General features: G+C 39.1%; 24 protein-coding genes and 2 riboswitches. Of the genes, 18 read left to right on the plus strand and 6 right to left on the minus strand.

The genetic code is table 11. The annotated features are described in order from the left end of the window. The first annotated feature begins 4 nt into the window (after window positions 1–4). From VEHSUH06_RS03145 to VEHSUH06_RS03160, 4 genes are all read left to right on the plus strand, one after another. Window positions 5–1,276, plus strand: a complete 1,272-nt coding sequence (locus tag VEHSUH06_RS03145; protein ID WP_105097732.1) for a hypothetical protein — start codon at window positions 5–7, stop codon at window positions 1,274–1,276. Window positions 1,277–1,446: 170 nt separating this feature from the next. After that, the gene (locus tag VEHSUH06_RS03150; RefSeq protein WP_105081589.1) at window positions 1,447–1,893 is read left to right on the plus strand and encodes a universal stress protein; all 447 of its coding nucleotides are present in this window, start codon (window positions 1,447–1,449) and stop codon (window positions 1,891–1,893) included. Between the two features lie 193 nt (window positions 1,894–2,086). Continuing rightward, the gene (locus VEHSUH06_RS03155; protein ID WP_024063797.1) at window positions 2,087–2,377 is read left to right on the plus strand and encodes a metalloregulator ArsR/SmtB family transcription factor; all 291 of its coding nucleotides are present in this window, start codon (window positions 2,087–2,089) and stop codon (window positions 2,375–2,377) included. A gap of 39 nt (window positions 2,378–2,416) precedes the next feature. After that, window positions 2,417–3,355: a DMT family transporter gene (locus VEHSUH06_RS03160; protein ID WP_233187874.1), complete on the plus strand. Its 939-nt coding sequence runs from the start codon at window positions 2,417–2,419 to the stop codon at window positions 3,353–3,355. Between the two features lie 54 nt (window positions 3,356–3,409). On the opposite strand, the gene VEHSUH06_RS03165 is transcribed toward VEHSUH06_RS03160, so the two are convergent. Then, complete coding sequence (locus VEHSUH06_RS03165; protein ID WP_105097734.1) at window positions 3,410–4,399, minus strand: AEC family transporter; 990 nt, start codon at window positions 4,397–4,399, stop codon at window positions 3,410–3,412. Window positions 4,400–4,776: 377 nt separating this feature from the next. Here VEHSUH06_RS03165 and modA point away from each other — a divergent pair, with 377 nt between their 5' ends. The 4 genes from modA to VEHSUH06_RS03185 all read left to right on the plus strand — a co-directional run bounded on the left by modA (window position 4,777) and on the right by VEHSUH06_RS03185 (window position 8,399). Continuing rightward, complete coding sequence (gene modA, locus VEHSUH06_RS03170; protein ID WP_105097735.1) at window positions 4,777–5,565, plus strand: molybdate ABC transporter substrate-binding protein; 789 nt, start codon at window positions 4,777–4,779, stop codon at window positions 5,563–5,565. 119 nt (window positions 5,566–5,684) lie between these two features. Beyond that, window positions 5,685–6,353 carry a molybdate ABC transporter permease subunit gene (gene modB / locus VEHSUH06_RS03175; protein ID WP_105097736.1) on the plus strand — a complete coding sequence of 223 codons (669 nt, stop codon included), beginning with the start codon at window positions 5,685–5,687 and terminating at the stop codon, window positions 6,351–6,353. An 8-nt stretch (window positions 6,354–6,361) separates the two neighbouring features. Then, entirely contained in the window at window positions 6,362–6,991 is a 630-nt protein-coding gene (locus VEHSUH06_RS03180; RefSeq protein WP_105097737.1) for an ATP-binding cassette domain-containing protein, read from the plus strand. A 286-nt stretch (window positions 6,992–7,277) separates the two neighbouring features. Next, window positions 7,278–8,399, plus strand: a complete 1,122-nt coding sequence (locus tag VEHSUH06_RS03185; protein WP_105097717.1) for an IS256-like element ISVat2 family transposase — start codon at window positions 7,278–7,280, stop codon at window positions 8,397–8,399. Between the two features lie 114 nt (window positions 8,400–8,513). Here the strand turns inward: VEHSUH06_RS03185 and cytX are convergent, their stop codons facing one another. Next, window positions 8,514–9,710, minus strand: coding sequence for a putative hydroxymethylpyrimidine transporter CytX (gene cytX / locus VEHSUH06_RS03190; protein ID WP_105097738.1), 1,197 nt, complete (start codon window positions 9,708–9,710; stop codon window positions 8,514–8,516). Window positions 9,711–9,762: 52 nt separating this feature from the next. Further along, window positions 9,763–9,868: riboswitch (TPP riboswitch) on the minus strand. An 82-nt stretch (window positions 9,869–9,950) separates the two neighbouring features. Beyond that, a riboswitch (TPP riboswitch) is annotated at window positions 9,951–10,045 on the plus strand. A gap of 62 nt (window positions 10,046–10,107) precedes the next feature. Here cytX and thiW point away from each other — a divergent pair. Genes thiW through thiM form a run of 3 tightly spaced genes read left to right on the plus strand, consistent with a single transcriptional unit; the run spans window position 10,108 to window position 12,951 of the window. Next, the gene (gene thiW, locus VEHSUH06_RS03195) at window positions 10,108–10,587 is read left to right on the plus strand and encodes an energy coupling factor transporter S component ThiW (protein ID WP_105081595.1); all 480 of its coding nucleotides are present in this window, start codon (window positions 10,108–10,110) and stop codon (window positions 10,585–10,587) included. Continuing rightward, window positions 10,587–11,429 (plus strand): bifunctional hydroxymethylpyrimidine kinase/phosphomethylpyrimidine kinase, encoded by an 843-nt coding sequence (thiD, locus tag VEHSUH06_RS03200; RefSeq protein ID WP_105097739.1) that lies wholly within the window; start codon window positions 10,587–10,589, stop codon window positions 11,427–11,429. Before thiW ends, thiD begins: the two co-directional genes overlap by 1 nt. A gap of 4 nt (window positions 11,430–11,433) precedes the next feature. After that, window positions 11,434–12,951 carry a hydroxyethylthiazole kinase gene (gene thiM / locus VEHSUH06_RS03205; RefSeq protein ID WP_105097740.1) on the plus strand — a complete coding sequence of 506 codons (1,518 nt, stop codon included), beginning with the start codon at window positions 11,434–11,436 and terminating at the stop codon, window positions 12,949–12,951. A 190-nt stretch (window positions 12,952–13,141) separates the two neighbouring features. On the opposite strand, the gene rbr is transcribed toward thiM, so the two are convergent. Further along, window positions 13,142–13,687: a rubrerythrin gene (gene rbr / locus VEHSUH06_RS03210; protein ID WP_054748060.1), complete on the minus strand. Its 546-nt coding sequence runs from the start codon at window positions 13,685–13,687 to the stop codon at window positions 13,142–13,144. 775 nt (window positions 13,688–14,462) lie between these two features. Here rbr and VEHSUH06_RS03215 point away from each other — a divergent pair. The 7 genes from VEHSUH06_RS03215 (at window position 14,463) to VEHSUH06_RS03245 (ending at window position 18,312) form a co-directional block, all read left to right on the plus strand. Further along, the gene (locus VEHSUH06_RS03215; RefSeq protein WP_004693828.1) at window positions 14,463–14,666 is read left to right on the plus strand and encodes a DUF951 domain-containing protein; all 204 of its coding nucleotides are present in this window, start codon (window positions 14,463–14,465) and stop codon (window positions 14,664–14,666) included. Between the two features lie 9 nt (window positions 14,667–14,675). Continuing rightward, the gene (gene selD / locus VEHSUH06_RS03220) at window positions 14,676–15,707 is read left to right on the plus strand and encodes a selenide, water dikinase SelD (RefSeq protein ID WP_009351952.1); all 1,032 of its coding nucleotides are present in this window, start codon (window positions 14,676–14,678) and stop codon (window positions 15,705–15,707) included. Between the two features lie 120 nt (window positions 15,708–15,827). Beyond that, window positions 15,828–16,427 carry a sulfurtransferase-like selenium metabolism protein YedF gene (yedF, locus tag VEHSUH06_RS03225; RefSeq protein WP_043006023.1) on the plus strand — a complete coding sequence of 200 codons (600 nt, stop codon included), beginning with the start codon at window positions 15,828–15,830 and terminating at the stop codon, window positions 16,425–16,427. A 110-nt stretch (window positions 16,428–16,537) separates the two neighbouring features. Further along, window positions 16,538–16,795 (plus strand): DUF3343 domain-containing protein, encoded by a 258-nt coding sequence (locus VEHSUH06_RS03230; RefSeq protein ID WP_009352053.1) that lies wholly within the window; start codon window positions 16,538–16,540, stop codon window positions 16,793–16,795. Between the two features lie 112 nt (window positions 16,796–16,907). After that, a complete protein-coding gene (locus VEHSUH06_RS03235; RefSeq protein WP_105097741.1) occupies window positions 16,908–17,618 on the plus strand; it encodes an NAD(P)H-dependent oxidoreductase in 711 nt (236 codons plus the stop codon). A 152-nt stretch (window positions 17,619–17,770) separates the two neighbouring features. Further along, window positions 17,771–18,010 (plus strand): GlsB/YeaQ/YmgE family stress response membrane protein, encoded by a 240-nt coding sequence (locus VEHSUH06_RS03240; RefSeq protein WP_009351847.1) that lies wholly within the window; start codon window positions 17,771–17,773, stop codon window positions 18,008–18,010. A 65-nt stretch (window positions 18,011–18,075) separates the two neighbouring features. Next, a complete protein-coding gene (locus tag VEHSUH06_RS03245; protein ID WP_009351877.1) occupies window positions 18,076–18,312 on the plus strand; it encodes a CsbD family protein in 237 nt (78 codons plus the stop codon). Between the two features lie 80 nt (window positions 18,313–18,392). On the opposite strand, the gene ychF is transcribed toward VEHSUH06_RS03245, so the two are convergent. From ychF to VEHSUH06_RS03260, 3 genes are all read right to left on the minus strand, one after another. Next, window positions 18,393–19,499, minus strand: a complete 1,107-nt coding sequence (gene ychF, locus VEHSUH06_RS03250) for a redox-regulated ATPase YchF (protein WP_105097742.1) — start codon at window positions 19,497–19,499, stop codon at window positions 18,393–18,395. A 452-nt stretch (window positions 19,500–19,951) separates the two neighbouring features. Further along, complete coding sequence (locus tag VEHSUH06_RS03255) at window positions 19,952–20,923, minus strand: diaminopimelate dehydrogenase (RefSeq protein ID WP_105097743.1); 972 nt, start codon at window positions 20,921–20,923, stop codon at window positions 19,952–19,954. A 283-nt stretch (window positions 20,924–21,206) separates the two neighbouring features. Continuing rightward, window positions 21,207–22,436, minus strand: coding sequence for an LL-diaminopimelate aminotransferase (locus VEHSUH06_RS03260; protein ID WP_105097744.1), 1,230 nt, complete (start codon window positions 22,434–22,436; stop codon window positions 21,207–21,209). Window positions 22,437–22,451: the final 15 nt, after the last annotated feature.

Below are 22,451 nucleotides of genomic sequence, written 5' to 3' on the forward strand. Positions count from 1 at the left end.
ACCTATGAAGTTACGTTTGACTGCAGCAACACTAGCTGTTATGGCTTTGGGGACGACCTCTATCATGGCAGAGGGCTTAAAAGGTATGCCTGAAACACCTTTGGCGATTGTAGAGTCTCAAAAGGATTCGGCCTCTATTTTGCCAGACCAATATAAATCCTATGCTACTCAAATGAACACGGTAGTTAAGGACTATAAAAATGGTTACACTTTTACAATTCCTTGGCGCGTAGCCGACGGTGTCATGCTAGATATGGATGTGCGTAGTGAAAGCGAGCATATTCAAGGTTATTCCTTCAACTTAGCCGGTCCAACTCAAGATGATGCTTATACGGTGTCTTTCACAAAGCGTAATAATACACCACAAGATGGGGTGTCTCAAAAGGAATGGAATACGACTTGGTATGGTGTGCCGATTAAGGGCATGTCTAGCGAGGAGTATTTGAGCATTTGGCGCCAACATAGCAATGCCTTTGAACATAATGATATTGTAGGTGGTTTCTTTAGTAAGAAAGGTGCTACATCTGCTCGTTGGGATAAAACAACGCCGAAATCTTATGCAGAAATGACCTCTACAGAGCCGGTACAATCTGTGTTTGAAGCGGAATTCATTATGGATAAAGATCCTACGCATCGCTATAATTTGGTTAGCACCTATGCGCCAATTCAAGCGGACTTCATGGAGGCTGGCTTGATGGAACATACGATTCCATCCTTTGAACTAATCAACAAAAAGAATTCTAATGCCATTAAAGGGGTTAAACAGTTCTTAACTGGAACGAATGATATTAGTGTGGCAGAAGGCATCAAGTTTACGTACCCAAAAGGCTTCACTCGTCTTAACGAGAAAGGTAAGATTGCTTTCACTAAGCATAATATTCGCCTCGATGTAGAGTCTTTTACAATCCCTGTACAAGCCGTTAGCACAGGGATGCCGACGATGATGGGTAAGCAAATGCTTGGTGATTATTACCTCAAACAACTTGTTGAGGTGAATAAGGCGAGCATTACTCGTTATGAAACGCATATCATCGATGGAAATGTAATGTTCTATCTTGCGGGACATATGAAAAATCCGAATACCTCTGATACATCGGCGGCGGCTCCAGTATCCTTTGGTGCTACCATCATCCTTGGTAATGAAGGCAATGTAGCAGTAGCGCGTATGATTGGTCCGTCAGGTGTTAGTTTAGCTACACCTGAGCTTATCGATATACTAGATGGATTTAGGCTGACTACGACTCTCAATACTAATCAATCTTCACAAGTTCTCTAATATACACATAATATTCTTTTATTTGTATAATTCTGTATAATTTGTGCTATAATGTAATAAATCCTTTTGGAAAAAGAGGAGTTTTCCTTGATAGTCTAGAATATATTAGTATAGGCTAAACGATCTTTGATCATATCCCCTTTGAGGGATTAGTAATAGGAGGGGTTATTATGGTTACCTACAAAACTATTGTCGTACCTACTGATGGTTCTGAAAATGCTAAACGTGCATTAGAGCATGCTCTTGCAGTAGCAGACCGCAACCAAGCTGAATTGATCGTTGTTCACGTTGCGAATATCGTATCTGCTATTTCCAATTTCGACCAAACACCAATCTCTGGTGGCTACGTATCTGAGCAAATCGCTGAAGATATGGAAGAAACTGGTAAAGAAATTCTTAACGATGTAGTGCAAGAAATTCCTACAGGCGTTAAAGTTAAAAGCGTATTCGAAGTGGGCTCCCCAGGACCTGCATTACTTGCAGTAGCTAAAAAATACGATGCTGATCTTATCGTAATGGGTAGCCGTGGCCTTGGTCCTTTGAAAGGCTTATTCATGGGTAGCGTAAGTAGCTATGTAACTAGCCACTCCACTTGCCCTGTACTAATCATTAAATAATGCATATCCTGTTTTGATATGTTACAAAAAGAGACTTTGTTTTTACAAAGTCTCTTTTTTAATATAATAAAAATGATATAATGTTTATATGTATGCTCTACATATGAGCAATCTAATTTAAGAAACATCGATTAGTTATACATAAGAAATATAGATTATAAGCATGGATATGAATGAAATTAAGGGGGACTATATGAGCGACAAACAAGAATCATTGCTAAAGCTAGCAGAGCTGTTTAAAATCTTGGGAGACCCTACACGCCTTAAAATAGTAGAACTATTACTAGAAAACGAAATGTGTGTAAATCACATCGCAGAAACTATGGGGATGGGACAATCAGCTATTTCCCACCAATTGCGTGTATTGCGTCAAGCGCGCCTTGTAACCTATCGTAAGGAAGGGAAAACTGCATACTACTCTCTAAACGATGATCATGTAGAAGGTCTAGTAAGAATGGGTATGGAACACGTATCTCATCAATAATACATTTTATTACAATGAACACCTTTCATCATATTATGAATGAAAGGTGTTTTTAGTTATGTTAGATATGAGAGTGGAGATGTATATATAGTGAACCTGTTGATGAAAAATATAGGTATATTTGTGGTATTTATTGCCACGGTATTTTTATCAACCAAATCAATTTGGGCAAAGTTAATTTATCTAGATTCATTAAGTCCTTTGAGTGTTCTGGCATATAGAGCGCTTTTATCATTACCTTTTTTTATCCTACCAATGATTCATTTTAATTGGCAGAGTGTGAATAAAAAACAAGTTTTTTATTATTCTTTTGTTGGAGCAGTTCTTTATTTAATTTCGTCTATGGCAGACTTTATAGGGTTATTATATATTTCTGCTTCTTTAGAACGTGCCGTTTTATTTACATTTCCTATCTATGTATTTTTACTATCATCAGATTTATCCAGAATTACGATTTCAAAGATTGTGTTAATTATTCTTACTGTTTTAGGATTAGGGATTATGTTTAATCCCACTGTTGACAGTCATTTTACTAATACTTTAATAGGCGTGTTATTAGTTTTAGTTTCTGCTATATTTTGGGCTTTATTCATGATTTATAGTAAGCGGGTCGTTTTAAGTATTAGTCCTACTATATTTACTAGTACATATATGTGTATAACTACAGTGTTTTTACTTTTTGGCTTTATACTAAATAGTGGTGGCTTTTCGGAGATTGTAGCACTCCAACCTCATACTATAATTTATTTAATTTTCTTGGCTATTTTCTGCTCTATAGTTCCATCATACTTAATGTCCTTTGGGCTAAAGAAAATTAGTGCATCTCTTGCAGCAGTTATTAGTGCAATGGGCCCAATAGTTACTTTGGGTTTAGATGTAGTTATTCTTAATCATCACTTAGGCTTAAATGAAATTATAGGTGCTATAATAGTTACACTTTGTGTGACTTGTTTGACGAGACTAAATGCTAAGGCGTAAAAAAATCACTCATAGTTGATGACTATGAGTGATTTTTTTATAATTTTTATATTTTTAATATAATGGGAAAAGGTAATAGGCGATTGTAATAAATAGAGGCATAGTTACTGCCGATAGAATTGTAGTGCCCATAACGATTTGCGTAGCATATTCAGGATTATTCTTCATTTCAATGGCAATGAGAGACATATTGATAGCTGTTGGTACGCTATAGGTTATGATAATAGTTTGTGCCGCTATTGGATGCATAGGGCCATAGAACTTGATGAAGAGTATGGTCATAGCAGCGGCTATGAGTGGGCTTATTACAAGTCGCAACGTCGTTGCAAGCATAACATCTAGTTTAAAGAAGTTTAATGGCGTTCTGTTAATTTGTACACCTAAGGCAATCATAGCAACACCGACGAAAGCGTTGGCGAAGATATTAAGCGGTGCAAAGAAGAAGAGACCATGTAAATCAAAGGGTAGCAACTGGCAGAGTAGAGCCATTGGGATGGCATAAACCATTGGCATGTGGAACACTACTTTTAGTGCATCTCGAGGACTTAGCCTGCCCGCACCAGCTTGGTAGAACCCATACGTATTACTGCTGATGGTTTGAATAATCATGATGGATACGACACTTACAAGACCTAAGTTTGCATAGGGGGTGGCACCATCAATAACATAGGGGACGTTTGTAAATACAAATATAGCAAGGGCGACACCCATATTCCCTACATTGTTAAACATAACACAGTTTTTTAAGGTCCCGATCTTGGCTACGTCATAACCCTGTATTCGCCCAACTATATCTGATAGTATGGAGTTTAGTATGAGTACACAGAATGCAACAAATACAATTTCTAATGTACCTGAGTTAAGCTTTGCTTCATACATAGCTCTAAATATAAAAGTAGGTAATAATATGTAGAAGTTTAGCTTACTCAGCGTATACAAATCGAGTTTAAATTTTCTATCTAATATAAATCCAACCCCTATAAGTATTAAAATAGGTATCATGGAATTCATAAAGATATGGCCTATTAATACTAATAAATTCATTATCTCACCTAGAGTTTCTTATTAAAATAGGGCATAGTTTTAACTTATTATATAACCGTATAGAGTAAATATACAGTCAGTATTATATGAATGATTAGAGGATACATTTTAAAATATGCTCAGAGCTTTCTTATCCTCTATAGTATTATCATACCATAGTATGTATTGTTTGAGGTTTAAAAATTTATCTATTATGATTACTAATCATAATCATCAGAAATATCTATGCAGAATGTGAGTTTTGCATACGACCTAAACTATGTATTTATAGTATAATGTGAATATGTTGTATATTTAGTTTCTTGTTAGTCGATGTGTCTCTAGGTTTGACCATAGCTTTCACAGTGTGGAGGCCAGAGGGATGCACAGGAGGAATTATGAAACGAATTCTATTAGTATTAATGAGCGTTTTCATGCTTGCTTTTCTAGTAGGCTGTGGTAACGATGCAAGCAAACCGGCAGAAACAGGTAAACCAAGTACATCTGAAAAGATTACAGTACAAGCTGCTGCCAGTCTTAAAGGGGCTCTTACAGAACTGGCTGATGCTTACAAAAAAAGCCATAATTTAGCAGATGATCAAATTGCTATTAACTTTGCTGGTTCTGGCACATTGCGTCAACAAATTGAACAAGGTGCACCAGCTAGCCTATTCATCTCTGCTGACGAAAAAAATATGAAAATATTACAAGAAAAAGACCTTGTAAGTGATGTAAAACCATTCGTTACAAATGAACTCGTTCTTGTAGTTCCAAAAGGTCAACCTAAAGTTGAGTTAAGTCAAATTGCTACTGTGAAACGCATCGTATTGGGCAACCCTGAAACAGTGCCAGCTGGTAACTATGGTAAACAAGTATTAACAAAATTAGGCGTTTGGGAACAAGTAGAGCCTAATGTAGTATATGCAAAAGATGTAAAAGCTGTAACCGCATCTATTAGCCAAGGCGCTGGTGATGCTGGCTTCATTTACAAAACGGATGCTATTGCAGCTGGTGATGCCGTTCAAATTTCCGCAGTAACACCTACAGACTCTCATGATCCAGTTATCTATCCAATTGGTATCATTAAAAAATATGACAATGCATTGGCAAAAGACTTTTACCAGTACGTAATGAGCCCAGAGGGCAAAAAAGTATTAGAGAAATACGGTTTCTCCACTTCTAAATAAGGGTAAAACGCTAGCTCTCATGGCTAGCGTTTTCTTATGATACAATATATATATTATTATTGTTAGTCCTAGCTAGAAATATACGATTTCAGCATTATTAAATAGAAAGGGGGTATAGTATGAGTCCATTCTGGCTATCGCTGTGGGTGGCGAGCATTGCTCTCGTTATTGTTATCCTAAGTGGCTTAGCCGCTTGCTATTGGATGAATCGCTGTAAATGGGGCGGCATTGCTATTATTGATGCTCTTATTACATTGCCTCTAGTACTGCCTCCTGTAGTCGTTGGTTTTGCGCTGCTTATGGTATTTACACCGGGCTATGCCTTTGGGGCTTGGCTTGAAGCTCATGGCATGAGCGTCGTTTTTGCCGCTTCTGGTGCTGTCATAGCCTCTTCTGTTATTGCATTTCCACTGTTTTATCAAACGGTACGTTCTGCATTGCAGTCCGTAGATCATAATATGGAGGATGTAGCTCGAACATTAGGTGCTTCAGAGCTACGCATTTTCTTTACCATATCTGTACCGCTCGCATGGAAAGGTATTTTAACAGGTAGTATTTTAGCGTTCTGCCGTGCCATGGGCGAATTTGGTGCTACCATCTTGATTGCTGGTAATATTCCAAAGGTAACACGTACTATGCCATTAGCTATCTACTCTTATGTAGAAGCAGGGCAGTATATGGATGCCTTTGAGCTCGTTATTTATATTTGTGTTCTTACATTGGCGTTACTGAGCGGGATTCACCTTATTACAAAAGGTTCCTTGTTCCGCCATACAGATAATAATTAGGAGGTTCTATGATTACATTTTCTTTTACTGTAGCTAGACCTTCTGTGACTGTGAAAGCAGATGGTGCTCTGCCGTCTGGCATTACTGTGCTGACTGGGCAGTCCGGTAGTGGTAAAAGTACGTTTATCAAATGCATCGCGGGCCTCGTAAAACCCACAACTGGCAGTATTCAATGTGATGAAACGACATGGGTTGATCGAGATAAAAAGCTTTGGGTGCCCGCTCAAGAGCGCCAAGTAGGCTATATGCCTCAAGGCAATATTGTGTTTCCCCATTTATCGGTAGAACGTAATATTACCTATAGCAAACGAGGTACACCTGACATGTGTAATACGTTGTTACAACGGTTAGGTTTAGAAAAATACCGCCATACTAAGGCGGGTAGATTATCTGGTGGTGAGCAACAACGGGTTGCACTTGGTCGTGCTCTTTACTCTAAACCGACTGTGTTGCTCCTCGATGAGCCTTTATCTGCACTAGACTGGAATTTGAGAAAACAAGTTCGTGAGGATCTCGTATCTATCATCCGTGAATGGGATGTACCTTGCGTATGGGTTACCCATGATGAAAGTGAAGCAGAAAGCGTGAGCGATAGACACTGGACCTGCGAAAACGGAATCATTACCATTCCTAAATAAGGGTAAAGCTTAAGAATATATAATTTTGATGTAATGGTAATATACTTTGAAATTTAAAGGACAGATACATAAAAACACCTTCATAATGGGTTATAGGACAAAACGTGTTGGTTTTATAGGGGATGGAGCCAGTAAATTACTGCTTCCATCGCCATTTTAAGTTCTTTTGATAAACTTAGAGGGTGGACAAAATGTGTTGGTAAAAAGTCCCAAACCCCTTGATTTTACTGGCTTCAATAAGGTTATATCTTCTTAGAAAATCGTGTTCTAAGTGGAGGGAATAATCATGCTGGTAAGATGTATAAATTGTGGATTTTCTTGTCAAAAATATGGGAAAACTAAAGCTGGATCACAACGATGGCATTGTAAGCAGTGTAACATCACCTTTACACAAACTATTGATAATACTACTAAATGTTTTCATCGATTTCTAAATTGGTTATTTAGTAAAGAAACACAACAGGACATGCCTGGGCAGGGCCGTACATTTCGTAGACAGATAGCTGATTTCTGGCAAATATGGCCTATGCCGCCCAAAATTGAAACCTCGAGAGATGTGGTATTCGTTGATGGTATTTACTTAGCTAAAAAAGCTTGTATTTTGATCTGTTATGATGGTGAATATGTATTAGGGTGGTATTTATGTAGGTCAGAACAGTCTCGCTCATGGCAAGCTCTTATGCAGCGAATAGCGACACCCATTGTGGTCGTTTCTGATGGTGGACCTGGTCTTAGAAAAGCATTAAAAAAAGTTTGGCGTACCGCCAAGCTTCAACGTTGTATTGTTCATGCCGTATGGCAAGTGCATCGCTACACTACTAGACGACCTAAGACGTTAGCAGGCATTATGTTAAAAGATTTAGCAAGCGATTTATATAGTGTAAAAACACAGGAAGATGCACAAATATGGATTCAACGATTATTTAATTGGAGAGTGACTTTTAAAGAGTTTCTAAGTGAAATGACACGTGATAGTAATGATAATTTAAGAGCTACGCATGAACGCTTATTAAAAGCCTATAACTCTCTAGTGGTGTTAATTAATACAGAGACAATGTTTCGATATTTAGATGAAACATTGGTGTTAGATAAAGAATGTCCGAGGACTAATAACCCTATTGAAGGTGGGGTAAACGCACAACTCAGACGTTTATTGCGGTACCATCGAGGGATGTCTGTAGAAAAACGCATAAAAGCGGTCTTTTGGTGGTGTTATTTACACTCACCAAGACCGCTTCCTGCAAAAGAAATACTTAAGGTAATGCCAACTGATGCGAGTATTTCTAAAATATATAGATCTATGAATGAAAGAGCCCAACTTCAAGGCATAATTCCAACTTGGGGGGATGCCATTTCTTGGGGTGATTTGCATAACTATGACAAATTATCTTTCAATGATTGGGATTAAAGTACCAACACGTTTTGTCCTATAACCCTTCATAATCCTACTGGCGCGGATTGTGAAGGTGTTTTTCTTAATTAGTTACTACTAATGATAGCAGTGTATATACTTTCATTTTTGTTATTGCTTGATTTCAGCAGATGTATGCGCTGTTTTACTTATAAATCCAACGATAGCTGTAACGACAAATGCCATTGTAAAGGCTGGTAATGTAGCACCTATTGTACTTTCACTATGTAACATATAGTGGTATAAACCAACGGATACGGCCCAAATAAGACCTCGTACGAGATAAGCGGATAATGTTTGTACTTGTTGGCGATTGATAAAGTAGTCTGCCAATAAGATGGCAATCATCGGTGCAAATACAGAGCCGATGAGGTATAGGAAGTCTGTAATATCATCCATTGGATATAGAATAGCTGCAATAGTGCCCACAATAGTAACGATGACAGCGATACCTTTACTAGATGCACCGTTATAGATAGTCGTACTAGATACGCCTGCAGAGTAAGCGTCCATAAAGGTTGTAGTAACGGTAGAGAAGATGATAACGATGAGTCCAGCAAGGCCAAGTCCTGCATTCATCATGATAGTAATGATGGAATCACCACCGCCAAAGATAGCGGCACTAAGACCTAAGGTGTACATAACGATACTTGTTACAGTGTAGACTGTAGCACTTGTAAGTGATGCGGAGAAAGGTTTTTTACTTTCACGGGTATAATCACTGATGAGAGGTAGCCAAGATAGTGGCATGGCAATAGATAACTCAAGAGCAGCGATGAAACTCATGTTTCCGCTAGTTAGAAGGATACCTTCACTAGGCCACTGCGATATCATGTGCGCGCCCATGTAGAGGGTGAGCCCTAGCAATAGAACAGATACGATGGCTTGAATATAGCCCGTATTGTGGAGGCCGATGAAAAGCCATAAGATGACAAGTGATCCGATAGCTATCGTCCAAATTATAGGGGATAGAGGTGCTAGCTCTTGTAAGGCTAGCATGGCATCGTAGATCATGATGCTAGTCCAACCGATAAGTTGAAGCATATTTAAAAAGGCAAAGCCTTTAGCTCCTAGTGGTCCAAAGCTGAAGGCGGTTGTATTCATACTGCCTTGCCGTAAACGTCCACCAATGAGTCCTGCTCCAAAGAGCAATATACCGCCGATGATATGCCCCAGTATGATAGCATATAGACCTTGAGTGAGCCCTAAGGGGGCCAGATAAGTTCCTGTCATAATTTCCGCTATAGATAGAGCGGCACCAAACCATATCATGGCGAACTGTGGTTGTGTAATATATGTATTTTTCATACGTCCTCCTTGCCAGGAAGTCATAGAAAAAGCCGAGTTCATAGGAACTCGGCTTTTAATCCTCTATGTTCCCTACGTTGGCATTATCCAAATCAGGTTATGGGTTAAAGCGATAGCTTACTCTCAGCCCACTCTTGTGAGCACCCCGTTATGGCTTCATTATATGCGGATAATAGGAAACCGTCAATTCTTTTTGTTGCATAGATTGTATAATGATGTTATAACTAGAGTATAAAAATATATTGCCACTAGGGGTGCTTTTGCTGAGATTGACCATTCAAAACCCTAGACCTGATCCAGATAATACCGGCGTAGGGAAGTGGAGTGCAACATAATACTAAACTATTACGAGACCATTCCATTTGGAGTGGTCTTGTTTTATATGTTTGGAGGTATTATGAAAAAACTGATTATTGCTAGCATATGTGTGGCCTTAGGCGTAGTGTTATCTACTACATCAATTCCTGTTGGGCCGGCTCGTATTTTTCCGTTTCAACATATGATTAATGTTATTTTAGCCGTTGTGGTGGGGGCAAGATTTTCCGTAGGTGCTGCCTTTAGTACATCTTGTTTACGCAATGTATTGGCACTAGGTTCTCCTTTAGCCTTTCCTGGCAGCATGATTGGCGCTTGGTTATCGGCTTATTTATATAAGAAATATAACGCTCTATGGGCGGCGGCTCTAGGCGAAATCATTGGTACTGGCCTTATCGGTGCTCTCGTGAGTTATCCTATAGCCAATTTCTTGTTAGGTAAACCTTTGGCATTGTTGACTTTGATTACATCCTTCGCCATGAGCTCTGTAGCAGGTGCCTTTATTGGTTTCATAGTATTACAAATCTTATCTCGTCGTCATCTATTACATAAGGAGGCATAATGAAACTACATACTGCATTGACAATTGCTGGTACTGATCCTAGCGGTGGTGCTGGTATTATGGCCGATTTAAAATCCTTCCAAAGTCGTCACGTATACGGCATGGCTGTTGTTACCTCTGTGGTAGCCCAAAATACGACGGGCGTACATCATGTAGAACATCTGTCGCTAGAGAGTATTGACCGACAATTACACGATGTGTATTCTGACATTGAACCTCAAGCCGTTAAGACGGGCATGATTGCCTTGCCGGAGATGATGGATCTTATCTATCCTTATGTGAGTAAACCAATTCCTTATGTAATGGATCCCGTTATGATTGCCACTAGCGGTGACCGACTCGTATCAGATGAGGCAGTAAATTTCTTAAAATCCAAACTCATTCCGACGGCTACAGTGATTACACCAAACCGTAGTGAGGCTGAGGTCTTAGCGGACATGTCTATTGATTGTGAAAGTGACATAACAACGGCTGCGAATCGTATCTTACAGGACTTAGGACCTCAAGTAGTTATCATTAAAGGCGGTCACATCGGCGAAGATGCAACGGATTATGCTTTCACTAAAGATGGTAGTGTCCGTACTTGGACAAGCCCAAAATATGATACGGTGCATACTCATGGTACAGGCTGTACCTTCTCCGCAGTGATAACGGCGGAGCTCGCTAAAGGGCGTGATGTAATGGATGCCATTGGTATTGCCAAGGACTATATTGCACTTGCTATTAAACATAATCCTGGGCTGGGAAATGGATGTGGTCCCGTTAATCATATGGCTTATGGCCTGTTATCTAATGGACCTGAAACGATGGATGAGCTCTTGAAAAATGACGAGAGGAGATAGTGATATGACCTATGAAAATCCATATATGAATGGTCAAATTTGGCCTAAACTCAATATATTAGAAATCTTGCGCCAGAGAAACCCTCTCGTTATTTGTATTACCAATGATGTGGTGAGGACCTTTACGGCAAATGGTTTACTCGCCATTGGCGCATCACCGGTGATGAGTGAGTGTAGTGAAGATTTGAAAGACCTCATCATCCATGCATCGGCGCTACTCATCAATATTGGTACTCTTACACCAGACAAAGTTAGTTACTATAAAGAGGCCATAGCACTGGCAAAGAAATATGAGGTTCCTATCGTTTTAGATCCAGTGGGTTGTCATGCGGGGGCTTATCGTTTATCTGTAGTGTTAGACTTGATTAAGACTGGTGAGATCTCATTAGTGCGAGGTAATCAAAGTGAAATTAAAGCTATATACGATGCTTTAAGTCCTAATAATCAGGCAGATACATCCACTACCGGTAAAGGTGTAGATGGAGGACAGATCGAGGATAGTGCTGTTATCGCATATCGTCTAGCCCGCCTTATCAACTGCCCTGTTGTAGCTACTGGCGAAGAGGATTATGTTTCTGATGGAACTCGGGTATTTGCCGTTCCACACGGACACCCTATTATGACGGCTGTAACGGGCACGGGCTGTCTATTAGGGGCTGTATTGGCGGCTTTCTTCAGTGCTTATTATCCATGTAAAAACAGACTATCTATTGGTGAGTTTCTTGCCTATGCATTGGCTTACTATGGTTTGGCCGGTGAAAGTGCAGTGCAGGTAAGTGGCGTACAACCTGGTAGTTTTAGTGTAGCCTTTATGGATAGTTTATATACCGTCGATGATGCAGTGCTTATGTCTGAAAATCGTATACGGCCTGTGGTGGCACCTGATCAGTTACAAGTATATTTCATTGGTGGCACTCAAGATGTAGGCCTTAATGAAAATCGCTTGCTATCTGTCGTAGAGGATGCTTGTCGAGGCGGTGTGACTTGTTTCCAATTTAGAGAAAAGGGCGCAGGTACCTTAGTGGGGCAACAGAAACTAGAGTTAGCCCAACAGTTAAAACAAATCTGTGCTAAGTACAATGTGCTGTATGTTATTAACGATGATGTAGACTTAGCGATGGCCGTTAATGCTGATGGTGTACATGTAGGTCAAGAAGATATGCGTCTAGAAGAGGTGCGTAATCTTGTGGGCCATAAGGTGGTTGGTATTTCTATTCACTCTGTGGAGGAACTCCATAAGACCGATGTAATCTACGCTGATTGTGTAGGTGTAGGACCTATGTACGCTACAAGTAGTAAACCTGATGCACAAGAGCCGTGTGGACCAAATCGAATTACTGAGCTTCAAGCAGAAGGGCTAACATTACCATGTGTAGGAATTGGTGGCATCACTTTAGATAATGCGAAACCTATACTACAAGCAGGGGCCTCTGGTGTAGCTGTAATTTCTGCTATTGCTCATGCAGATAGTCCTTATGAAGCGGTGCAACAATTTAAATGTTTAGTTGATGGTATTAAGTAGTTAGTATATTAGATAATAGAATATACTCTTTAATAGTAAATAGAACACAAAAAAGACGATGACTTGAGTCATCGTCTTTTTATTAAGGAAGTTGTCAGTACTTACTGTAAGATTAAGTGTACTTACATGTATAGTTTCATTAAAATCTGTACTTACAGGTTGTTAGTTTAGTTAGTGTAGTACTTACAGATTAGATGGATTCAACGAAACGGTGGAAGAAAGCTTGTGGGTGAGCACATACTGGGCAAACTTTAGGAGCTTCTTCACCAACGTGTACATAGCCACAGTTAGCGCAGATCCAAGCTACTGGTTGGTCGTTGTGGAATACTTTGTTACCAGATACTTGAGCTGCTAATGCAAGGTAACGAGCTTCATGACGAGCTTCGATTTTACCAACTTCGCGCATTTGGTAAGCGATTTTTGCAAAGCCTTCTTTTTCAGCTTCGTCAGCGAAATCTTTGTACATTGTAGTATGTTCGTAGTTTTCACCAGCTGCTGCATCACGAAGGTTAGCTTCGATATCGGAAGATACGTCGCCACCATGAAGAGCTTTGAACCACAATTTAGCATGAGCGGATTCGTTGTGAGCTGTTTCTTCGAAATAATCAGCGATTTCGTTCATGCCAGCTTTACGAGCTGCTGCTGCGTAGAAAGTATATTTTTGGAATGCTTGGGATTCGCCAGCGAATGCTGCTTGAAGATTTTTTTCAGTGTTTGTACCTTTTAATTCAGCCATTTTAATACTCCTTTGTACTTACGATAATTTTCAAATTTGTTACTTAACTTATATATTCATAACCACTTGGTTGTGAATTCAAATAATAGAATACTTATTCTACAATTTTCGTGGGCGACTTCGCCTTGGTAAGAAAACTTATTCTTAGATCAAATAGACACTTGTCTAACTCTTAAAATAGTACTTACTTATTTGTGTTTTTCGGCACTTGCCGTCTTAACAGTTTTATATACAATGTGCTATCCGTATACTTAACGAATAATCATTGTTGACTATATTGTAACATACTAAATGAGAAATGCAAGTGTTTTTGTAAAATTTATTTCGAAAATTTTCTAAATGATAAATATTATCAACGTAGTAAGAATGCGGTTTCTTAAAGAATGAAAAGTATGGGATTTACAAAAAATAGTCATTTTGATATTGAGAATGATAACTAAATGAAAAATCATTATTGATTAGTTGTTGATATTATTTTCTTTAGATGTACTAATAATTCCTCATAATATAGAGCTTGTTAGCCAAAATTATTTTTGGCTTATAACTATAAAATGTTAAATATAATTACTGATCAACAGGTAAGCGACATATAAATCAAAGTTAGAAATTGTAAAACAGAACAGAATAAACTAAATAAGAACGGTAAATAGAATAAATAGAATAAATAGTATGTAGTTATCTATAAGATGGTTGAACTATAGAATTAAGACATATTTATAGAATCAATTGATTTATGTATAATAAGTATATACATACTAACGTAAAAGGAGGCGCTATGGCATTTGTTAGATATTATGTAGGCGATGTGGTGAAGATGAAAAAATCACATCCTTGCGGTAGTGACGAGTGGGAAGTGAAGCGTATTGGCACGGATTTTCTCATCGTATGTAACGGCTGTGGTCATCAACTGCTGATGCCGCGCCCTAAATTTGAAAAGGCTGTCAAGAAAATCGTTTCTCGATTGCCAGAGAATGAGTAAGGAGGTCTTATGGTACGACTTACCGACTATGTGACAAATGGGGGCTGTGCGTGTAAGATTGGTCCGCATATATTAAATCGTGTTTTGAAAGCAGTGACACCTGTTACAAATGATCAAGTCTTAGCCGATATGACCGGTTCTGATGATGCAGGTGTATATAAAATTTCTGATACATTAGCATTGGTACAGACCTTAGATTTTTTCACTCCTATGGTGAATGATCCCGTTTTATTTGGTAAAATTGCCGCTGCCAATGCATTAAGCGATGTATATGCTATGGGTGGAACTCCATTGACTGCTATGAACATCGTAGGCTTCCCAGTACCTCTTGTTGAGCAAGGAATATTAACAGACGTGTTAAATGGCGCGGGTTCAATCGTTGCCGAATCTGGTGCAGCTATCGTAGGTGGTCATAGCATAGAAAATAAAGAGCCTATCTTCGGTATGTCTGTGACAGGGCAAGTGAATCCTAATTGTATTTGGAAAAATAAAGGTGCCCAAGTAGGGGATGTATTGGTGCTAACAAAACGTATTGGAACAGGTATCATGAATAATGCGCTGAAAGCAGATTTATTCCCTATAGGCACAGAGCAAGCTGTCACTAGCATGAGTACGTTAAATCGGGTGGGAGCAGAGGTGGCTCACAACTATACTGTGCATGCTTGTACTGATGTGACTGGTTTTAGTCTTATGGGTCACTCTGTAGAAATGGCTAGTGCCTCTGATGTGACAATACACATTAAGGCTTACGACATTCCTCTCTTTGATGATGTTATCGAAGCGGCTCAAATGGGATTAGTACCAGCCGCATCCTATGGGAATCGAAAAGCTATAACAGACGTTCAAGTAGATCAGGCTTTGGACCCTGTATGGACGGATATTCTCTTTGATCCACAAACTTCTGGGGGCTTACTCTTCTCCGTACCTGCTAGCGAAGGGACTCAATTAGTTGATTCCTTACATCAGGCTGGTATCGACTGTGCGGCTATTATTGGTACTGTTGAAAGTTTCAGTGGGCTAGCGGTACGTGTTACAGAATAGATTTATAAAAAATACGTTTTTTACCATTGGCAAGCGATATTTAATTACAATATCATTAGCTGATAGCTGATAGGTAATACTTTTACAAAATATTTAATGTATATAATATAGAGGTGTATGATGAGCAATACAAATGAATTAACTGTAGATGTACGTGGTAGCTTGTGTCCAAAACCTGTGATTGAAACTAAGAAGGTTAGCGATGCGAATCCAGATGCTGTTATTACTACTATTGTAGATAATGAAGTGAGTCGCGATAATGTAGAAAAGTTTGGCAAGTCTCGTGGTTATGGTGTGGCTATCCGACAAGACGGTAAGGATTTCTACCTCACTATGACCCCTAATGATAATCCAGTAGCAGATGGTAGTTGTGAACCAATGAGTTATGGCAACCGTGTCATCTTGATGACAAAAGACTATCTTGGTGAAGGTAGTGAAGAATTAGGCCGTAACCTAATGAAAACGTTCTGGGTATGCATGCTTGAAGCCGATGTAAAACCATCTAAAATCTATTTCATCAACAGCAGTGTTAAGATGGTTGTAAATGATTCTGTTCATTTAGAAAATATAAAAAAACTAGCTGATCTTGGTGTTGAAATTGCAGCATGTGGCATTTGTCTCGATTATTTTGGGGTAAAAGAAGAGCTTGGCGTAGGTAGTATTACAAATATGTACGCTATTACGGACTCTATTCTTGGGGAGAATTTAGTTAAGTTATAATTCTTATCACTGATTTTTAACAGACAGATTTAGACGAGATACCTTAGCTTTAAATGGATAGTCAATGTTATAACAATGTAATGGTAGATGCTATGATAGGAGGTGAGGCCTTGGAAAATAAAAAATTGCTAGTCGTCTTTACGTCCTATTATTTTGGCGATAAAGCAGACAAGATACTAACAGAATTAGCGGTGCCTCATCAATTGATGGCTACACCTCCAGAGCTTTACGATATGTGTGGTTTATCTGTGCAAATAGATCCAAGTATTGTAGAGCAGGTTCAGACTATTTTAAAAGAACATAAGATTAGTACATCTGGCCTCTTTTGGTATGAAAAAGGTGAGCTAGCTGTACCATATAAAGCCTAGACATCGTCTAGGCTTTTTCTTGTTTTTTATTAAAATTTTCATTCTTCTGTAATTTAACGGCTAACTATGGTACTATAAATATATGATATTTTTTATCATTATGGAGGTATATATGAGCAAGTATGAAATAGAAAATGTAAAATTAACAGCCCCTAAATTGGATCGTAACGATTTAGAGTACGCTATGACCTATCGCTATGCTTGTAAGAAGTTTGATAGCAATAAGACAATCTCTGAAGAAGACTGGAATGCTATTTTAAGAGCAGCTCGTTTGGCACCTACATCCCTTGGTTTTGAGCCTTTTGAATTGCTAGTTATTCAAAATCCAGAAATTCGGGAAAAAATGAAAGCTCATGGCTGGGGCATTCATGCGGGCCTTGAAGCAAGTCATTTTGTGGTATTCTTAACACGTAAAAAGGTAGATTTAGAATTTGATTCTCCCTATGTACGTTATATTCAAGAAGAGGTTAAACAATTACCTGCTGAAGTAGATGCTATTTATAAAGAAAAATATGCTCAATTTACTACAAGTGATTATAAAACATTTGAGTCTGAACGTGCTGCTTTTGATTGGGCCTCTAAACAAGCGTATATCGTTATGGCGAATATGATGACTATGGCAGCGTATGAAGGCTTAGATTCTTGTCCATTAGAAGGCTTCAATCAAGATGACATGACAGAACTCTTAGGTGATGAACTTGGCCTATTCGATACTAAACACTTTGGCATAGCTGTAATGGCTGCCTTTGGTTACCGAGACGAAGAACCACATCGTAATAAAACGCGCCGTACTTTAGACGAAATTGTAACAGTAGTTGAGTAGATCATATATGTAGAACTAAATCGAAATTCTTCATTTAATCTTTAGAATTGAATGCTATATTATAAATATACAATAATTCTAAAATATTTATAAAAACTGCATTATTTGATAGGATTTATGAATATTTTGATTGAATAGGAAGGAGTGATTGTATGTTATGGTCAATTATTGTTGGTGGTTTTATCGGGTTCCTAGCTGGTGCCATCACTAACAAAGGCGGTGCAATGGGCGTTATCGCTAACGTTGTTGCTGGTTTAATTGGCTCGTCCGTAGGTCAGTCCCTATTTGGTACTTGGGGTCCTAGCTTAGCAGGAATGTCCTTAATTCCATCTGTATTGGGTGCAGTAATTGTTGTTGCTGTAGTCTCATTTTTCTTCGGAAAAAAAGGATAGCCCTTTACTTATAAAAGTAGATTTTATATGGTTAAACGTGATTTTACATGAAAGGAGTCACAATTATGGCATTAGATGATAAATTAGATCAAGTTAAAGGTGCAGTAAAAGAAAATGTTGGCAAATTAACTGATGACAAACAAATGGAAGCAGAAGGCGTTGTTGAAAATACAGTAGCAAAAGTAAAAGACGCTGCTAATGATATTGCAGATGATGTTAAGAAAGCTGCAGATGATGCTAAAGATGCTGTAGAAGGTGCGATTAGTGGCCTTAAAAATGCATTGGGCAATGATGACAAATAAAATTAAATAAAAGCTTTTTGTAGCATTAAAAAAACCAGTAAATCGTTCGATTTACTGGTTTTTATTGTTATTAATTTGTATTATACGTTGAAGCGGAAGTGTGTTACGTCGCCGTCTTTCATAACGTATTCTTTGCCTTCTAGGCGTACAAGGCCTTTTTCTTTAGCCGCATTTTGGCTGCCACAAGCTTGTAAGTCATCGAAGGATACGATTTCAGCACGGATAAAGCCTTTTTCAATATCGGAGTGGATTTTGCCTGCCGCTTGAGGCGCTTTTGTGCCATTTACAATTGTCCATGCACGAGCTTCCATTTCACCAGCCGTGAAGTAGTTGATAAGACCTAATAGTGCATAACTTGCTTTAATAAGCTTAGTTAAGCCGGATTCTTCAAGACCAAGATCTTCAAGGAATGCAGCGGATTCTTCGTCGGATAATTCTGCGATTTCAGATTCGATACGGGCGGAAACAACTACGATGCCAGCACCTTCAGCTTTTGCGTATTCTTCTACGCGTTTTACATGTTCGTTAGCGGAGTAATCAGCTACTTCGTCTTCGGACACGTTAGCAACGAAGAGGGATGGTTTAGCTGTGAGCAAAGTTAATTCTTTGATCATTTCTAATTCGTCTTCGTTAAGACCTTGTGCACGAACTGGTTTAGCTTCGCCAAGACCTTCGATGATGCGGTCTAACAATGGCAATTCAGCACGAGCATCTTTATCGCCAGATTTAGCGATTTTTTCAATACGTTGTTTGCGTTTTTCTACGGACTCAAGGTCAGCAAGACAAAGTTCAGTATTGATGATCTCGATGTCGCGGATTGGATCGATAGAACCTGCAACATGAGTGATGTTAGGATCCTCGAAGCAACGAATAACTTGAGCAATGGCGTCTACTTGACGGATGTGGCTAAGGAATTTGTTACCTAAACCTTCACCTTTGGACGCACCTTCTACGAGGCCTGCAATATCTACGAAGCGCATAGCAGCAGGAAGGATGCGTTTAGAACCAAACATTTCAGCCAATACAGCTAAACGGTTATCTGGAACGTCAACGACACCTACGTTTGGCTCGATTGTACAGAATGGATAGTTGGCAGCTTCAGCGCCTGCTTTTGTAATGGCGTTGAATAATGTACTCTTACCAACATTTGGAAGGCCTACGATGCCTACTTCTAAATTTGTGCTCATGGTACCACCTTTTATTAACTAATTGATTTCGTTCTTTGTGAAAGTTTCCGTAGAAACTCTATCAAATAAATATTATATCATATAGACGCTATAAATTTGTACTAAAAAAGTGACACCATTAGTCACATAGGTGACTAGTAGTGTCACTAAATACATTTACAGAAAGATTGATAAATAATATATTGATGTCGAGGCCTCTAGATGTGTCAGTTCTTGCTAATTAATCGCTACCATTATCATGGCGGCAAAATAGACTGACTATCTAGTACACCTAGCTTTCTACCGCTAGAATGAAAAAGGGCCTGACCCAGTAGAATCAAGCCGTTTCTTCAAATTTTTACCTATAGAAACAAGGCTGACGCTACTAAACATCTATGCCTCACTTCTTGTAATAGTATACCATATAAGAAGACAAAAACCCACACTGAGGTGTGGGTTTTTTGTTATATTTCTTATAGAGAATGTGCTCTCAAGTCCGCAGCAGATTGTGTAGAAATCCAAGCTGGTGGAATGTCGAATACTGTGTAGCAACCTGTTCCGCCGTGTTTAGCAAGGCGGTAGAGGCCACGTGCGTAAGCAACGAGGGCAGAACCTGTGAATTCAGGGTTGGAATCAAGTTTCAAAGAGTACTCGATAACGTGACGAGTGCCATCTGTACTTTCACCAGATCGAAGAACGAAGCCACCATGTGGAATGCCTTTGTGGTCGCGATCAAGTTCTTCTTGAGAAATGAAGTGAACTACAGTTTCGTAACCTACGAAGTAGTTTTCCATAGTTTTGATTTCGTTTTCAATTTTAGCTTTGTCCGCATCAGGAGCCGCTACTACGTAGCACTCACGAAGGTGACCTTTATAGCCATCAACGTCAGGAGTTTGACCGTTGCGGATTTCGTCTAAGTATTGTTCTTTAGGAACAGTGTATTGACGAGCATCAACTACGCCTTCAAGACGACGGATTGCGTCGGAGTGACCTTGGGATACGCCGCGGCCCCAGAATGTGTAGGATTTGCCTTTTGGCAAGATTGCTTCAGCGTAAACGCGTTGCAAGGAGAACATGCCTGGATCCCAACCACATGAAATCAATGTAGCAGTTTTAGCTTCTTTAGCTACTTTGTCTACATTAGCAAAATGCTCAGGGATACGTGCATGTGTATCGAAGGAATCGATACAGTTAAAGTATTTAGTTACCATTGGTGTTTGTTCGATAAGGTCTGTTGCGGAACCGCCACAAAGAACCATTACATCGATTTTACCTTTGAAATTAGGAATATCTTCCATAGAGTAAGTAGGTACACCAGACACAGTTTCAATACCTTGACGGCGAGAGAATACGCCTACGAGCTCCATATCAGGTTGTAATTGAACGGATGCTTCTACGCCACGAGCCAAATTGCCGTAGCCAACGATACCAATACGAATATTCATATTAGCCTCCTATATTAATCGATAAATTTAATAATTAACATAACTATTATAGCACAAAATAAATGTATTTAATATTTTTCTATAGAATTCATCAATCTAGATTGTAAAAGTAATATATCTATCAATATGACCATACATTTGAAAATCAGTTTAAGTTTAACTATATCGATACATTGCGTTTTGTTATAAAGATCAAACTAAATAATAATATATATTAAGGTATAGAAAAGACCGATTACCTTCCTATTATGGGATTGTAATCGGTCTTTTTATTTTATAGGTATTAGAATTGTAACGTTTTGATTCTTTCAACAGCGCGAATTGTATTTTCACGGCTACCAAAAGCTGTTAAACGTAGATAACCTTCGCCATGAGGGCCAAAGCCAGAGCCTGGGGTAGATACGATTTGAACCTTTTCAAGTAAGATATCAAATAATTCCCAGCTAGTCATGCTACCTGGTGTTTTGAGCCAAATATATGGAGCATCAACACCGCCGTATACAGTAAGGCCGATAGATTCTAGACCTTCTTTGATGATGCGGGCATTTTCTTTGTAGTACGCAATGTTAGCTTGTGTTTGTTCGCGGCCCTCTTTAGTGTAAACTGCTTCAGCACCGCGTTGAATGATGTAAGGTACACCGTTGAATTTAGTGCATTGGCGGCGGTTCCACATCGGATTGAGGGCTTGGCGTTCACCGGATTTAGTTTTGCCTGTCACTTCTTTAGGCACTACTGCATAAGCACAACGTGTGCCTGTGAAACCTGCTGTTTTGGAGAAGGAACGGAACTCGATGGCTACTTCGCGAGCACCCTCGACTTCGTAGATAGATTTTACAGTGTCCTCTGTGCTGATGAAAGCTTCGTAAGCGGAGTCAAACATCAAGATGGCGTCGTTGTCTTTACACCATTTTACCCATTCTGCAAGACGAGCACGGCTCAATACAGTACCTGTTGGATTGTTAGGGGAGCAAAGATATACGATATCTACTCTTTCAGAGGGAAACTCTGGAGAAAAATTATTTTCTGCATAAGTAGGGAGGTATACAACCTTTTGGAAGATACCGTCTACAGCTTCACCAGTACGACCACCCATAACATTGGAGTCTAAATATACTGGATACACTGGATCTGTAATAGCGATGACATTATCTTCGCTGAATAATTCTTGGATGTTGCCAACGTCAGATTTTGCACCGTCAGACACGAATACTTCATCGATTGCAATATCTACACCTAATGGTTTGTAATCGCCATTAACGATTGCTTGGCGCAAGAAGTCATAGCCTTGTTCTGGGCCATAACCGCGGAATGTTTCTGCTTTGCCCATCTCCTGAACCGCTTTGCTCATTGCATCGATAATTGCAGGAACAAGCGGTAATGTAACATCGCCAATACCAAGACGAATAATATCTGCATCTGGATGTGCGGCTTGGTACTCATTTACCTTTTTTGCAATATTAGCAAATAAATAAGAACCTTGTAGATTTAAGTAATTTTCATTGATATTAGCCATGATGATTCCTTTCTA

Origin of the sequence: Veillonella sp. S13053-19 (assembly GCF_002959835.1) — a bacterium.
In the GTDB taxonomy this organism is placed as follows: domain Bacteria; phylum Bacillota; class Negativicutes; order Veillonellales; family Veillonellaceae; genus Veillonella; species Veillonella rogosae.